General features: G+C 50.5%; 9 protein-coding genes. All 9 read right to left on the bottom strand.

Translation table 11 applies throughout. The annotated features are described in order from the left end of the window. Positions 1–59: 59 nt before the first annotated feature. A complete protein-coding gene (locus tag AEST_RS08300) occupies positions 60–575 on the bottom strand; it encodes a cell division protein ZapC domain-containing protein (protein WP_008608396.1) in 516 nt (171 codons plus the stop codon). A gap of 109 nt (positions 576–684) precedes the next feature. After that, a complete protein-coding gene (pyrD, locus tag AEST_RS08295) occupies positions 685–1,695 on the bottom strand; it encodes a quinone-dependent dihydroorotate dehydrogenase (protein ID WP_008608395.1) in 1,011 nt (336 codons plus the stop codon). 72 nt (positions 1,696–1,767) lie between these two features. Next, positions 1,768–6,594: an NAD-glutamate dehydrogenase gene (locus AEST_RS08290; RefSeq protein WP_008608394.1), complete on the bottom strand. Its 4,827-nt coding sequence runs from the start codon at positions 6,592–6,594 to the stop codon at positions 1,768–1,770. 240 nt (positions 6,595–6,834) lie between these two features. Further along, positions 6,835–9,153: an efflux RND transporter permease subunit gene (locus AEST_RS08285; protein ID WP_008608391.1), complete on the bottom strand. Its 2,319-nt coding sequence runs from the start codon at positions 9,151–9,153 to the stop codon at positions 6,835–6,837. Between the two features lies 1 nt (position 9,154). Further along, on the bottom strand, positions 9,155–10,204 hold the full coding sequence (locus AEST_RS08280; protein ID WP_008608390.1) for a WD40/YVTN/BNR-like repeat-containing protein: 1,050 nt from the start codon (positions 10,202–10,204) through the stop codon (positions 9,155–9,157). Positions 10,205–10,296: 92 nt separating this feature from the next. Continuing rightward, entirely contained in the window at positions 10,297–11,661 is a 1,365-nt protein-coding gene (locus AEST_RS08275) for a DUF1329 domain-containing protein (RefSeq protein WP_202948015.1), read from the bottom strand. Between the two features lie 13 nt (positions 11,662–11,674). After that, the gene (locus AEST_RS08270; protein WP_008608386.1) at positions 11,675–13,750 is read right to left on the bottom strand and encodes a DUF1302 domain-containing protein; all 2,076 of its coding nucleotides are present in this window, start codon (positions 13,748–13,750) and stop codon (positions 11,675–11,677) included. Between the two features lie 324 nt (positions 13,751–14,074). Further along, entirely contained in the window at positions 14,075–14,299 is a 225-nt protein-coding gene (locus AEST_RS08265; RefSeq protein WP_008608384.1) for a DUF2835 family protein, read from the bottom strand. After that, the gene (gene pepN / locus AEST_RS08260) at positions 14,296–16,869 is read right to left on the bottom strand and encodes an aminopeptidase N (protein WP_008608381.1); all 2,574 of its coding nucleotides are present in this window, start codon (positions 16,867–16,869) and stop codon (positions 14,296–14,298) included. Before pepN ends, AEST_RS08265 begins: the two co-directional genes overlap by 4 nt. Positions 16,870–16,882 lie beyond the last annotated feature (13 nt).

The following is a 16,882-nucleotide window of genomic DNA, read 5'->3' as shown; positions in this document are numbered from 1 at the left end:
CGGTAACAACCAGCTCAGAGCGGCCTGACACTGTGTCTGCAGTTGAGTATGTGACCGCATCAGGCGGTACGGGCATAACCGACATCAACCTCAGTCGGCAAGGCGCGGTTGCGCAGCACGCGGATCACGGTATGGCGGCTAAGCTGTTTGCCGGCTAAAGACTCGCCGTCTTCAAGCAACAAGCATTCGACACATTCCAGATCCGAGGCCACAACCAAAGCCAGTAAGGTATCTTTACCTTGCAACTGCACCAATTGATACAAACCGCTATCCTGCGCCCGCTGGGTCGCGAAATACCAGCTTTTATGGGCACTTAGTTGCCGGTAACGATTAGCAAGGGCATGTAAACAGAGTTCAAAGCGCAGAGCGTCATCAGCAATGACTGGCTGCAGCGCTTCATGAAAACGCCAGAAAGCTTCCGCTTCCGCCAGTGAAAATGGCTGGCGGACGGGTTTGTCATTCAGGTTGGCAGCAGACAGCTCAGAGCTAAACTGCAACTGGTCATCAATATCCAGTAGCAGCCGATCTTGCTGTGGGCAATAATACCAGGTCCATTGCTCTGACGGCGTTAACATCGCTCTCCTAAATCTGGTCAGACTACGCAGTAATTAGCACTAATATAGCACGCTGATCAAAAAGTTAAAGATTATTTATGTCTAAAAAATGTTGATCAGCGACGGATCTTTATAACGCATCAACGATTGATTTTACCAGCGCCGGCCCGCCGTAGATAAAACCGGTATACAGCTGCAACAAGTCGGCGCCCGCCGCCAGTTTTTGTTGGGCAGAGCTGACATCATGGATCCCGCCCACACCAATAATCGGAAAATCATTGCCGACAGCCTGGCGCAGCTGGGTTAATACCGCTGTGCTACGCTGTTGCACTGGCTTACCACTTAAGCCACCTGCTTCGTCCGCATATTTTAATCCTGCTACCAGGCTACGATCCAGGGTGGTATTGGTGGCAATGGCGCCGTCCATTTTACTGCGCAGTAAGGTCTCTGCCACCTGCTCTACCGCGACGCTGTCCATGTCCGGCGCGATTTTTACAAAGACCGGCACATAGTTATCATAGTGTGCCTGCAAATCTAACTGTTCATTCTTAACGCTTTGTAATAAATCAAATAACGCTTCACCGAATTGCAGGTCGCGCAGACCGGGGGTATTGGGCGATGAAATATTGACCGTAATATAGCTGGCATAGGGATAAACCTTACGCATACAGTGCACATAGTCGTCTTTGCCCTGTTCGTTTGGCGTGTCCTTATTCTTGCCGATATTAATGCCTAGCACGCCTTTAAACTGGCTGTGTTTGACATTGTTAACCAGATAATCGACGCCTTTATTATTAAAACCCATGCGGTTAATAATGGCTTCAGCCTGCGGCAAGCGGAACATCCGTGGTTTCGGGTTGCCCTCCTGCGGCCTTGGCGTCACGGTACCCACTTCCAGAAAACCAAAACCCATCTGGGCAAAGGCAGTAATACAGTCGGCATTTTTATCCAGCCCTGCAGCCAGACCAACCGGATTTTCAAAGCGGATACCGGCTACCGTTTTCGGTTTGGCGACCAACTGTTGCCGCCACAAGGCTGACAGTGGCGTATTTACCAGCCGCTTTAAACTGCCAAGGGCAAAATCATGTGAGCGCTCGGCATCACAACTAAACAACACTTTTCTGGCAACTGGATAAAACATAACAAATCCTGCAATAAAAAATACCCCGGCTAAGCGGGGTATTGTAATGACTTCAGACTAAAGTTAACAGCATCAGACCGACTGACTTAACAACATCAGTTCACGCATTGCTACTGAAAACTTCGCAAACTCATGGCTTTGCGTAGTCTTAAACTCTGACAACATTAACCGCCAGCGTTCAACCAGATGCTGATGCTGATCCAGCCAGTTCTGGATAATGTCATCGGCATTACAGACACTGCCACAGCTCTTCACTACCACTGAGGTTAAACCACGTTGTTGCCAATCCAGCTCCTCGCGGTACGAAGCCCGTGCCAGCGCCTGCCAGTGGTTTGCCACCGGTTGGCGGGTAATTTGCTCCAGGAACCAATGCAGATCCAGTTTATCACCCAGTTTGAAGTAAATTTCCGCTACCATCGGTAGTGGCGTCTGCTGGGCATCGGCAACCTGTGCAATATCCATTACCGAGAATACGGTGCTTAACTGCGTCAGATAACGTGCCACCGTCGCCGGGATCCCCTGCTCTGTCAGCTCATTACATTTCTCAGTCAGCTCCTGCATCTCACGCTCGGCCATGTAGTTTGCCAGATCGTTACTGATGCTCTCGTAAGCCGGTTTAAAGAACTTGATGGTCTGGTTAATATCCAGCGCCTTGTCGCGGTGACGCACAAACCAGCGGGTAGCCCGGCGCATGGTACGACGTAACTGGAACAAGACCCGGCTTTGCAGTGCCGCCGACACTTTATTATCCAGTTGTTCCAGCTGCTGCCAGTACTTGGCCACATCGAACAGTTCACGCACTATGGCATAACAAATAGCCACTTCCGCCACGCTGGCACCGGTTTCTTCGAACATACGCTGCACAAAGTTCGGGCCCATTTCGTTAACTAGCATATTTGCAAGCTTGGTGGCCACGATCTCGGCTTTCAACGGATGCTGACTGATTTCCTTGCCAAACTTCTGTTGTAATACTGCCGGGAAGGCACCGGTTAACAACTGCTGGAAGTAAGGATTATCCGAAATCTCCGGCGTCACTAAACGCTCTTTTAACACCATCTTACCGTAGGCAGTCAGGATCGCCAGTTCAGGACGGGTTAACCCCATGCCTTTGGCCATCCGATCGGCCAGGTCGTCATCTGATGGCAGGAATTCCAGCTCACGGTTTAATTTGCCGTCTTTCTCCAGGGCATGGATAAAGCGGGTATATTCCTTGATCTGTTCAGAACCTAACAACGACGACAGACTGATACTCTGGGTTTGCCGGTAACAATCGCCGATCACGATCGCAGCCACATCATCCGTCATATCATTTAGTAATTTATTACGCTGTTTCAGCGTTAAATCACCGGCTGCCGTCAGGGAGTTTAACAGGATCTTGATATTAACTTCGTTATCCGAACAGGTTACACCGCCCACGTTATCGACGAAATCGGTATTGATACGACCACCGTTGGCCGCATATTCAATCCGGCCACGTTGGGTACAACCCAGGTTGCCCCCTTCACCGAAGATCCGTGCGCGCAGCTCGCGACCATTGACCCGCAGTGCTTCCGAACCACGGTCACCGACTTCAGCATGGGTTTCGTTGCTGGCTTTGACGTAGGTACCGATACCGCCGTTCCAAATCAGGTCGACCGGCATCATCAAACATTCCCGGATCAGCTCATTTGGCGTCATGCTCGTTTTGGTCGTGCCCAGCATCTCTTTCATTTGCGGGCTTAACTTAATTGACTTGGCGCTACGGGCGAACACGCCACCGCCTTCAGAAATCAGTGCTTTATCATAATCATCCCAGGTAGATGTCGGCAGATTAAATAAACGCTCACGCTCTTTAAAGGAGCTGGCCGCATCCGGATTCGGGTCAATAAAGATATGCATATGGTTAAAGGCAGCCTGTAAGCGAATATGCTTAGACAGCAACATGCCGTTACCGAACACGTCACCGGCCATATCACCAATAGCAACACAGGTGAAATCGGTGGTCTGGCAATCGATACCAATTTCGCGGAAGTGCCGTTTTACTGCTTCCCAGCCGCCACGGGCCGTGATGCCCATTTTCTTATGGTCATAGCCGTTCGAACCGCCGGAGGCAAAGGCATCGCCCAACCAGAAACCGTAATCTTCCGAGATACCATTAGAAATATCCGAGAAGGTCGCAGTACCTTTGTCGGCCGCAACAACCAGGTAAGGATCATCTTCATCTAAACGCACCACATCTTTTGGCGGCACGATCTGACCCTGTTTAATATTGTCAGTAATATCCAGCAAGCCACGGATAAAGGTGCGGTAACACTCTTTACCTTCATTGATAAAGGCTTCGCGACCGCCGGTTTCCGGCAACTTCTTACAAACAAAACCGCCCTTGGCACCAGATGGTACTATTACGGTGTTCTTCACCTGCTGTGCTTTTACCAGGCCCAGCACTTCGGTACGGAAATCTTCGCGTCGATCAGACCAGCGTAAACCGCCACGGGCGACCTTACCGAAACGCAGATGCACACCTTCAACCCGTGGTGAGTAGACGAAGATTTCAAACATCGGCATTGGTAACGGCATTTCCGGGATCAGATCAGGTTTGATCTTAAAGGAAATATAAGGTTTTTCAGCACCATCGTCATAACGCTGGAAGAAGTTAGTACGCAGGGTAGCGTTAATCATATCTACAAAACGCCGGATAATGCGGTCGTCATCGAGGTTAGCCACATTTTCCAGCTGAGCAGCGATTTGCTCTTCCAGTTTCTCCAGCTGTTTGGCGCTGGTTTTTTCGCTGGGTGAGAACTTGGCATTAAACAACTGTACCAGTAAACCGGCCAGGGTCGCATAACGGGCAAAGGTGCTCTCGACATAGCTCTGACTAAAGGTGCTGCCAATCTGGCGCTTATATTTGGCGTACGCACGCAGAATAGAGGCTTCACGCCCGCTCAGACCGGCACCGAGGATCAGGCGGTTAAAACCGTCATCTTCCAGTTGGCCCGCCCAGACTTTCGTCAGTGAGTCCTGGAAGCTTTGCGACGCAGCAGCGAAATCGGCAGGCACTTCACCGTTTAACTCCATTGCGAAGTTCAGGATCCAGCTCACCGAGCCGTCCGGGCACTTAACAGCATAAGGTGTTTCACCGATAACCCGTAAACCGAAGTTTTCCAGCATCGGCAACACATCAGACAAATGAATTGGGTGATCTTTATGGAACAGATTCAGCCGCACAGCTTTACTGTCCTTGCCCTCTTCCTGTGGCCGGTAGAACAACATTTCCAGTTTATGTTCGGCAGATAAAGACTCCAGTTTACCGATGTCGACCAGCGCATCATTCGGTAACATGTCTTCTTTATAGGCGCGCGGGAAGGCATTAACATACTTGCGGCTTAACTCGCGGCCGCGGGCTTCGCCGTACACACCGATCAAAGCTGTTTCCAGTTTATCTTCCCAGGTGCGGGCCGCTTCAACCAGATTACGTTCGATTTCTTTCACATTATACTCGACTTGGCTATCGTTGATCCGCACCAGATAATGGGTGCGAGCCAACACAGATTCTGAAAAATAGGTCGTAAATTCAACCGGCTCGGTTGAGCCAAAGGCCTGCGCCAGGATGGCCTGGGTGTCTTTACGCAACTGGGTGTTGTAGCGCTCACGCGGTACATACACCATCGCCGTGACAAAGCGGCCAAAGGTATCTTCACGCACAAACAGCCGTGTCATATCCCTTTCCTGCATTTGTAACACACCACGGCTTACGTCTAACAACTCGTCAGCATTAGCCTGAATCAGCTCATCGCGGGGATAGGTTTCCAGAATATTCAGTAAGGCTTTATAGGCGTGGGTCCCCACCGCAAACTCAGACTGCTCCATCACCTGTTGCAGCTTGTTTTTCAGCAGTGGAATATCGGCAGCGCTGTTGTTATACAGACTGGATGAATATAAGCCGATAAAGCGGTCTTCACCGACCACCTTACCGTTTTTGTCAAAACGCTTCACACCGATATAGTCAATATAGGCCGGACGATGGACCCGCGATTTAGCATTGGTTTTCGTCAGGATCAACAAGCCACTGGACAGCGCTTGCTGACGACCGCGCTCCGGTAATTCTGACAGCATCAGATCTCGCGGCTCAGAGCGGCGCATCAGACCCAGCGCCGAATCACGGTCACCGACAATCTGGTAATCACCTTTTACCGGCTTGATTTCATAAGAGCGGTAACCCAGCAGCGTAAAATTATCTTTTACCAGCCAGTTTAAAAACTCGGTGGTTTCGGCCAGCTCGGCTGCCGATGCCTTACCGGCATGTTTAGGTAAGGCTTTGATCACATCTAACAGCTTTTGCCGCGCCGGCTGCCAATCCTGCACCGCCAGCGACACATCTTCCATGACCGACAGCAGTTCGGCTTTTAACGCCGCTATTGCATCGGCATCGGTCATACGATCAATTTCAATATGGAATACGGTTTGCTGAGTACTGGCGTCGGCTAAGCGACCCAGCTTAGCGAACTCAGTGATGGCGTTTTTGCTATCACGTTTGGTTTGCAGCGGATAATGCAACAGTAAATGCGCAGTAATATTGTGCCGGTTTAGTGCCATCCGCACCGAATCGACCAGAAATGGCATATCCTGCACCACGATTTCAACAATGGTGTGTTTGGATTCCCAGCCATGACGGGCAATTTCCGGATTGAACACCCGGATCCGCGCTTGAGGTTCGGCATGTTGGTTAAAGGTTTGCCACAAACTTAATGCCGCACCGTACAGATCACTGTCGTTACGACCTACCAAATCTTCACTGGAAATATTGCCATACAAAGTATGGGCAAATTTATCGACCAGCTCGACCTGCTCTTTTACTTTTTGTTTGATGAGTTTGCTGACATTTTGTAGTAGTACTGAGGGTAGACCGTCTATCTTTGCCATTATTGCATCCTTTTATCAATCACTGCGACATTGCAGGATCCACAAAATTAACGGGGATGTTTTAAGCTGCGCAGTGTAGTAGCTATTGTAGCGCTTTTGAAGCGATATTTGTGGCTTTTAAGCTGGTTATACCACTGAATTGCAGGCAGTTCTGGCTGATTATTCAATGGCTCTAAATAGAAAATGGCCTTTCGGCCATTTTCTTGGTTTTCATTGCATAATTATTTGCAAAAATATTTTTTAATTATTTTTGCGCCAGAAAAATGCAGCCAGTGCCGGTAGTACTACTATCGCCCCTAACATGTTTACAATAAACATAAAGGTCAACAGGATCCCCATATCTACCTGGAACTTCAGCGCTGAGAATACCCAGGTGCTGACACCTATCGCCAGTGTAATACCGGTAAAGAGTACGGCGCTGCCGCGCTCTTTCAGCGCTTCAAAATAGGCCTGCCGCAGCGGCATACCATCGCGCAGCTGTTGGCTCATCGTCGACAGGATATAGATACCATAGTCAACACCGATACCGACACCCAATGCAATAACCGGTAAGGTCGAAACGGTTAAACCGATTTGTAGCTTGGTCATCAGTGCCGTTGCCAATACCGACACCACATACAGTGGGATGATCACGGCAGCGGTCGCTTTCACAGAGCGGAAGCTCAACAAACAAAGCACGATCACTGCAAGATAAACGTACCACATCATCGGTTGCTGGGCGGCGCTCACCGCCTCGTTGGTTGCGGCCATAACACCGGCAGGCCCGGTGGCTAACATAAAGCGGGTCTCGGCATCACCCAGTTCAGTACCGTGTAGCTTGGCAGCGCGCACAACCCGCTCAATGGTTTCAGCTTTGTGATCTTCCAGGAAAATCATTACCGGCATCACCGAGCAATCGGCGTTTAACAAACCGGTACTGGTTTCAACCCGTGACGAGGCTTGTACCAGGCTTTGGGTATTGCGCGGTAATACCCGCCATTTCGGATTGCCTTCGTTATAGGCGGCGTTAATCACTTTCGATACCGAGGACAAAGACACCGCTGACTGTACGCCGGGCACATTCTCCATTAACCACTGGAACTGATCGATCCGGTCCATAATGTCATGGCTGGTACAGGCACTTGGGATACTTTCAACCATCACATTGATATAGTCTACCGAGATCGCAAAACGGTCGGTGATCAAAAACGTATCTTGGTTATAGCGCGAATCTTCATGTAGCGCCGGTGCGCCGGCATGCAGATCGCCAATTTTCAGTTGCTGGCTCTGCCAATAACCGTAAGCGAACAGCGCGGCTGTACATACCAGGATCACCGCGGCGTAACGACGGGTCGCAAAGGCCGATAACGCATACCAGACTTTCTCGGTAGCCGGGCTTGGCTCTGACACCCGCTGCTGATAGCTCTTGCTAAAGCGCACAAAAGACATTAACACCGGCAACAGGATCAGGTTAGTCAGGATAATCACCGCCACACCCAGACTGGCAGTAATCGCCAGTTCGCGGATCACGCCGATTTCGATAATCAGCAGCGTCAGGAAACCGACCGTATCTGATAACAAGGCCACGCCGCCCGGTACCAGTAACTTACGGAAACTGGCTTGTGCGGCGGCCTTGGCATTCATGCCGGCGGCAACCCTTTTCCCGGTGGAGTTGATCATCTGCACGCCATGGCTGACGCCGATGGCAAATACCAGGAATGGCACCAGAATCGACATCGGGTCGATCCCAAAGCCTAGCACGGTTAACAGCCCCATCTGCCAGACCACCGCAATCAAGGAACAGGCTATCGGTAGTACCGTTAACATCACCGAGCGCGAGAACAGGAACACCATAATAGTCGTAATCACTATGGCGATACCAAAGAACGCCACTACGCCCTTGGCGCCTTCAGCGACATCGCCCACCATCTTGGCAAAACCGATAATATGGACGCTGATCTGCTCACTCTGATATTTACCGCGGATGTCATTTTCCAGCTTGCCGGCAAAGGCGATGGTATTAAGTGGTAGGTTGGTTTCCGGATCGATCTCCAGCAAGGAGGCGGTGATCATCGCACAGCTATAATCATCTGCGACCATGCGACCGACAATGCCCGCTTTCTCGGCGTTTTCTTTAACCCGGGCCAAACCTTCCGCATCGGCGGTAAAATCAGCCGGGATCACCGGGCCACCGGCAAAGCCGTCTTCTACCACTTCAATAAAGCGTGTACTGGGGCTAAACAGCGATTTAACCAGTACCCGTTCCACCCCCGGCGTATACACCACATCATCGTGAGCACGGCGGAAGTTATCAAAGAAGTTAGCATTGAAAATATCGCCACTGGCATCACACATGGCGATCAAGATGTTATTGGCGCCACCAAAATCCTGCTCATGCTTGAGGTAGGTTTGCATATATTCATGCTTGAGCGGAATATTCTTACTAAAGGCCGCGTCGAGCTTGATGTCGGTGGCCCGCCATAATAAAAACAGCGTGGCCAGCGCAAACAGCACCAGCACCGCCAGGCGATGTCGAAACAGGCTATATTCGAACTTATTAACCAGCCAATTTATACTCATATTATTCAGACTTACTTATCGAGGTTAATCTCACACCAGTTTCCGTCACCAGCACCAACTGTCCTGCCAGTGGCAGACCATTTAAAATTGCCCGACCGTCAGTTTGCGACAGATCGCGAAATGTTTGCCCATCATCGCTACTGAGTAACAGGGTGCCGGCATTCCCGGTCAGGAAAAGTTGTCCCTGTTCATCTTCAAAGATGCTATTAAGGGTTGCCGATTGCGGTAAGCTGATATCTTGCCAGCTTTCGCCGTCATCTGTGCTGCGAAACACATTACCGCGTAGCCCCGCTACCAGTAACGAACCCTGCTTGGTGCGATGCACATCAAACAAAGAGCCGTTATAAAAGTTTTCCAGCCGTTGCCAATTTTCTCCGCCATCCTGACTGACAGCAACAAAGCCCGCCTCGCCCACCATCAGGATTTCATCGCCTTGCACCATTAAGCGGTTAAAGTGCGGCAGTACCGACTCGCGCTCCAACAAATAGCCTTCCGGATCAGTCTCTGCTAACTCAGCCAGAAACTCCTGATCTTCTTCCGAAGCCAGTGCCAGATAAAAGGCCTTGTGCCAGCTGTCACCGCCATCCTGAGTGGTATAGAACATGCCGTAAGCACCAATGGCCATGCCACGCTGGCGGTCAAAGAAATAGACATCCATTAACGGCTTGTCGAGTTGTGGCAGAAATTGCTGGATCTGCCAGCTCTTGCCGCCATCCTGAGTGTGCAGAATAGTGGCATCGTGCCCAACGGCCCAACCATAATCCGCATCGACAAAATAAACGGAGGTCAGCAGTGCCTGCACCGGTACCTGCGCCTGCTGCCACTGCCGACCATCAGCACTTAACAATATATGACCGCGTTCTCCGACCGCAGCAAAACCAGCCGTTGGGATCGCGACCACATCCGTCAATAAACTGCGTTCGGCCAGTGGTACCATAAAGGCCGCCTTGGGTGCGGCATCGGCAATTTCATCGTCAGTTTCGGCAACGGCAATGGCCAGATGGGTCAGGGACAACACCGACATACAGCCGGCCAGAAAATACTTATGCATAGCTTAGTTACACGCTCTGATTATCAAGCGCAGGCTGATGCCTGCAGTTAAAAAAAAGGCTGGCTCGAGCCAGCCTTTTTCCGGCACCCGGTTTAGCGGGTACCCTCACGACGCAGCGATGCTGGTGTGAAGTCGTTATCAGATAAGGTGACAGAGAAGTCATACATCTTATCTTCGTTATCCAGACCAATCGCGATATAACGGCGCGAGTTCAGGTCATGATAAACTTCCAGCGTACTCCAGTGCGTTGGTACTTCGTAGTAGTTTAAACCGTGCGCCACGGCAACGCGGTACAGATCACCACGGTTGTCGTACAGATCGGCAACATGGATCTGCCAGCTATCCTCATCGATAAAGAACACCCGTTTGCCATAAACGTGTCGGGTACCCTCTTTCAAGGTCGCTTCCACTACCCAGACCCGGTGTTTCTCATAACGAACATGTTCAGGATTAATATGACCAGGCATCAGAATATCTGAGTACTTCAGATTATTGCTGTGCAACTTGTAGTCATTGTAAGCGATATACATTTCGCGCTTACCTTTTAACTCCCAGTTGTAACGGTCAGGCGAGCCGTTAAACATATCAAAATCATCGGTAGTACGCAGACCATCCGATGCCGTACCTGGCGCATCGTAGGCCACGTTTGGCGCGCGACGCACCCGACGCTGACCGGTGTTATAGGTCCAGGCCTGACGCGGCGTTGCCACCTGGTCCATGGTTTCGTGTACTAATAAAGCAGTACCGGCCAGACGGGCTGGCGTGGTGACGCTTTGCTTAAAGCGGAACAGAATATTTTCAGACTGCAGTACTTCCGGGGTCGCATCCGGGTGGGAATACTTAAACATAATCTGCTCGTCAAAGCCGATAATGGTATAAGCGCCCTGCGCAGTTGGTGCAGCCTGGCCACCATTACGGCTGGCCGCAACACCACGGTAACGGACGATATGGTTCCAAATCGCTTCCAGGCCATTGCTTGGGATCGGGAACGGAATACCAATGGCAGCATTACGCAGACCATTACCACCCTCAACTAATTCGGCGTTAGCGGCAATCTTCTTAGTAGCATCATAAAAATATTGTGGAAATGAAGCACTACGACGAGTTGGGTAGATATTCATTTTGAACGTATCAGGATACAGATCAAACAACGCAATCTGCCCCGGGCTCAGGAATTGCCGGTATTGCTCCAGGTTGGCTTTGGTAATAGTAAACAGGATTTTATCATCCGCAAACGGATTAGGATGATGATCACCTGGCTTATAACCCGCTGGTGCTGCCAGAATACCGCCAGTCCACTCTGGAATGGTACCGGCAGCATTACCTGCTTTCTCAGCGCCAACCGGCGTTAAGTCCTGCCCCAGACGCGCCACCTGATCTGCCGGTAACTTTGCCAGAGCATTACAACTGAACACCAGCGCAACAGCTGATGCTAATAGGGTGAGTTTTTTCATAATTCGCGCTCGTCCCTTAAATAGAGTACTTGATATTGAAAGAAATAAAGTCACGGTCAGCGGTGTTATTGGTAGTGCCCACGCCGCCCCAGAACCAGTTATAACTTAATTCGCCAGACCATTTGTTCAGGTAGTCGAAAGACACCGCATAAGAAGCGGACTTACGATCTTTGACAAACATAAACAACGGATCAGGTGTGATACCGTTCACATCATGTGAGAACACCAGACGCTGTGATAAGTTCACCCCGGCAAAAACGTTGTTGTAATCCGCCTTGGCTAACACCCGGTAACCCCAGGCCGATGCCGTTGGAAACGGGTTAGTTTCAGGGCCATTCGATAAACCAGTGTGTAAACCTTGTGACGGACCATTAGCACCAATTAATGGCGCGCCGCTACGGTCAGTATTAGGACCATTTAGCCGCAGCACGTCCTGCGCTGGCATATTGTTAATCCGCACGCCACCCACTTCCGCTAACATTGTGAAGTTATCTGCACCCAGCGTCGGGCCAAACAGATGAGTAATGGTTGTTTGTGCTTGCACGGTATCACGTAAGATATAGCCTTGGGCATAATCTCCCGGTGTCGCTTTGGTACCAATAAAACGACCAAGTTGCGAGATACCGACCAGATCCGGACGAATACCGGCATTACCTAGCTGCTCTGGCATACCGGCATACAGAATTTCCACGTCGTCGATCTGTAGCGGTTCATCTTTACGGTAAGCGATTTCACCGGCGACCGAGGTCGTACCCCAGTTGGTGTTAAAGCTAAAGCCGTAAAGTTTGATATCTTCCGGATATTCCAGTAAGCCTTTAGAGAAGGCCCGCAGGTTCTGTACATTGTCTTTGTTCAGATTACCGGCGTTTTGTACCAGATAACCCAGGTCGGCCTGAATCGCCTGCTGGCGGAAATCTGAGGCAATACCTGAGATCACCGGCACCCGGCTGTGATAATTCATGTAATACAGCGCAAACTCGGTATCGCCTAAGTTAGGCGCGAAATATTCCAGTTTAATACCGTACTGACCGCCATCATCGGGCTTAATTTCACCGGCATCACCAAAAGGCCGCAGTGCAACCTTGGTAGGATACGCCAGATAAATTTGTGATGCCTGGGCAGCAGAAATCTGACCGGCCGCTACCGCAGCACCTAAACCATTCAGATTTTGCAGTATGAACGCCAGGTCAATATCCGGGTTACCGGAGAAACCTAACTGAATATTCTGGGCATAACCACCGCGGCCAGCAAAGTCGTTAGTTGAGAAGTAAGTGCCCGGAGGTGGCAGATAGCTTTCCTGCCAGCTGTACTGATAGAACAACTCTGCTGACAGTTGATCGGTCAGACCGACAGCCAGCGTTACCATACCGGTAGGAATAAAGGCTTCTTTTAAATCCGCACCCGGTGCGCGCAGGATCCCGACGTCGACCGGCGTAATATTGATACCGTGCGGGATAAAGGTGCTTTCACCCCAGCTCAATACCTGATTACCCACCCGGATAGTGACCGGATTCATACCATCGTTAAAGGAGAAGTTGCCGTAAACAAAGGCATCAAGTAAACGTATATCTTTACAGGCGAGTTCGCGCGAGCGTTTATCGTCACAAGGATCAACCTTGTTACCACTGAGCGGATTAGTATAGGCAAAGCTGCCTCTGTTCATTGCTGTGTCATAGAAGTACATAAAACGGCTAAAGAAACCGATGTTATCTTTCTTAATCGACAACTCGTGCAAGCCTTTAAACATACTACTGAACATATCACCACGGTCGAAATTCAGGTTGCCGGCGTCGCCGTTGCTGGAATAGGCGCCCGGTCTGAGCCAAATTTCGGAGGGAGTATAGATAACGTTAGTCGCAGCGTTGTAACCGGTCCAGTTAAAGCGTGGATGATTGACTTTGGCAATAGTGTCCCAATTACGCTCCTCAGTGCGCCAACTGGCACCGTATGAGAAGGTCGAGTCAAACACCACTTCTACATCACCGAAATTAAAAGTGGCTGCCTGAGCCGGTGCATAAGACAGCGCGAACAGCGCGGTGGCAATACCGGCTGCCAACGGACTTTTTGCAAAGCGGATTGGCCTTTTCTTCATGTTGTTGTCTCCCCCCCTGTCCCGACAGGTAGTGTTATGTGCTTTTTTATTTATTGTGCTGGTAGCTGAGCAGAGCTCAAACCAGTTCCTTTCATTAAAATAATTACATCATTTACCGGCGTTAGCAAGGCTTGCCTAAATGTAAATCTGTTGATTTTTATTCAATTTTTAACCGTATTGCGGTATTAGGCGCTGGCATCGACGGTTTACAGTTTAACCTTGCAGGCCGGACCAGCTACACCTAAAGCTAAGCTAATGAAATTAAAGGTCAAACCAGCTAATAATGCAAGTTAATGTTTTAATCTCTTGTTTAAAGTATAAACTCTAATTAATTTTTTCCAGTTGCAAAAATTCTCCATTGTCCGTTACCGTTAACCGGAAACGGCCACGGATGCCAATGGCGCTGATAAAGGGTTGGAAATGCCGGAAAGCGAGCTGGATCCGCTCGCCACTGTCCGCGGTAACCAGCACGTAGCGCGATTGCCCTTGGTAATAACGCTGACATTTTTCAACTGACAAAAATGCCCCAAACAAATAGCTGCGACTCATACCAGGCTTCTACTAACCTTCTCATACAGGTCATCGGATAGATCACTACGCTTAGCCAATTGCTGTAGTAAGGCGATTAAAATCTGCTGCCGCTGCTGATCATAGCGCTGCCAGGATAACAGCGGCGTAATTAAGCGTGCCGCCAGCTGCGGATTAACCTGATCCAGCCGGCCTACGACATCGGCCAGCAGACGGTAACCCTCACCATCAGCCCGATGAAATTGCGCCGGATTACGCTGTGAAAATGCGCCATACACCGCCCTGACCCGGTTTGGATTCTTCCAGCTAAAGGCCGGATGCTCGGTTAACTGCACCATGGCAGCAAAAACTTGCGCTTTGGGCGAGCTGACGACCAGATTAAAGTACTTGTCCAATACCTGTACATCGTCAGCAAAGCGCGCCGCGAAATCCTTTAGCAAGGCGGCTGTTTCGGCTACTCCTGCTAACTGGCCACAACGCAAAGCCGCCAGACGATCGGTCATATTGTCAGCACTGTGGTATTGTTGCTGCATTAAAGCGGCACCCGCTGCACCGTGCACCAGATAGCTTAAACATAGATTCCGTAGCGCCCGGCAGCCAACTTGCGTTTGTTCATAAACATAAGGTGTTAGGGTTAAACGCTGGTAACAGGCCAACCAATCTTCATACAAGGCCGTGGCCAGTTGCTGCTGCAGGCTATCCAGCGCCTGCACCAACGCCTCGACCGGGATCTGCTGATACTGCTCAGCCAGACTATCAAAATCCGGCAGCTGTAACAGCTCCGCCGTTAACGCCAGATCAGCCAGCGGCTGTTGCAACCAACGGCGATACAGCGCAAGCAAAGCCGGACTTAACGTTGGTAGCTCAGCCGCAGCGATAGCCTGCTGTAACAACTGACTCCAGTATTGCTGCATCGCATCCCAGCGTGCAAAATCATTGCTGGCCAGCTCGGCAATGCTCAGCCACTGCCCGGCACTGTACTGGCAATGCAACTTAACCGGCGCGGAGAAATCCTCCAGCCAGACTATCAGGGGGCTATCAGCAATATCATTGAACAGAAATTCCCCCGACTCGGCACTTAACACCAACAGCTGTTGCTGGCGGCGACCCGTTGCAGGTTGCAGGATCTCAATTTTTACCGGGATCACCAACGGCAATTTGGACATTTGATCAGCTGTTGCAGCGGTGTGTTGACGCAGCTGCAGTCTGAGTTGCTGCTTGTCCGGATCATAATGGCTGGCAACGGTTAACTCCGGCGTACCGGACTGACTATACCAACGGCGGAACTGCGTTAGATCCTGACCGGTGGCATCCTGCATGGCCTGCACAAAATCATCACAGGTTACCGCCTGCCCATCATGGCGCTGTAAATACAGACTATGACCTGCAGTAAAGCCGTCACGTCCGAGCAAGGTTTGCAACATCCGGATCACCTCGGCGCCCTTATCATACACTGTGACCGTGTAGAAATTATTCATTTCCAGCACTTGCGGCGGGCGGATCGGATGCGCCATCGGGCTGGCATCTTCGGCAAATTGGGCAGTACGGATCAGCTTTACCGCATCAATCCGGGTCAGGGTGGCAGAGGCCATATCGGCGCTAAACTCCTGATCGCGAAATACTGTTAAGCCCTCTTTTAAACTCAGCTGAAACCAGTCGCGGCAGGTGACACGGTTGCCCGTCCAGTTATGAAAATATTCATGGCCGATAATAGATTCGATATTAAAGTAATCACGATCGGTGGCGGTAACATCGTCTGCCAGTACGTACTTGCTATTGAAAATATTCAGCCCTTTATTTTCCATCGCCCCCATATTAAAAAAATCAACGGCGACGACCATATAGCGATCAAGATCATATTCCAGACCAAAACGCTGCTCATCCCAACGCATCGCCCGCTTCAGTGACGACAGCGCAAAACCGGCACGACTGCCCTTACCTTTCTCGACAAAAAACTCCAGCTCTACCTCACGGCCACCGGCAGTGGTAAAACGATCAGCCAACCGGTCAAAATCGCCGGCAACCAGCGCAAACAAATAACTGGGTTTGGGAAAGGGATCATGCCAGGTAACCGCTGTACGGCCATCGGCCAGTAGCTCGGTTGCAACCTTGTTACCGTTCGACAGTAAAAACGGCAGCTGCGCCGTATCAGCGACCAGCGTAGTGGTAAATACTGACAGTACATCGGGTCGGTCCGGGTAATAGGTGATCCGCCGAAAGCCTTCCGCTTCACATTGTGTGCAATATACCCCTTCTGCCAGATATAAGCCTTCCAGCGCAGTATTCTGCTCAGGATTTATTTCAGTAACCAGTTGCAGGCTACCGCTTGCCCCCGGATCGGTGATCATTAGTCCTTTGTCATTCAGCTGATACTCTGTCTGCTGCAATGGCTGCCCATTCAGCTGGATACTGATTAAGGTTAAGGCCTGACCATCTAACCACAAAGGTCCTGCACTCTGGCGTCGGAATACTAACTCAGACTGCACCCGGGTTGCGGTCGGATGCAGCTCAATCCGCAACCTGGTTTGCTCAATCACAAAGGCCGGGATCTGATAGTCCGCTAAACGTTTTGGCTGACGAAGATCGCTCATACGATATATTCCT

It is taken from the genome of Alishewanella aestuarii B11 (assembly GCF_000280055.1).
GTDB lineage: Bacteria > Pseudomonadota > Gammaproteobacteria > Enterobacterales > Alteromonadaceae > Alishewanella > Alishewanella aestuarii.
This window is presented reverse-complemented; position numbering and strand designations above follow the sequence as displayed.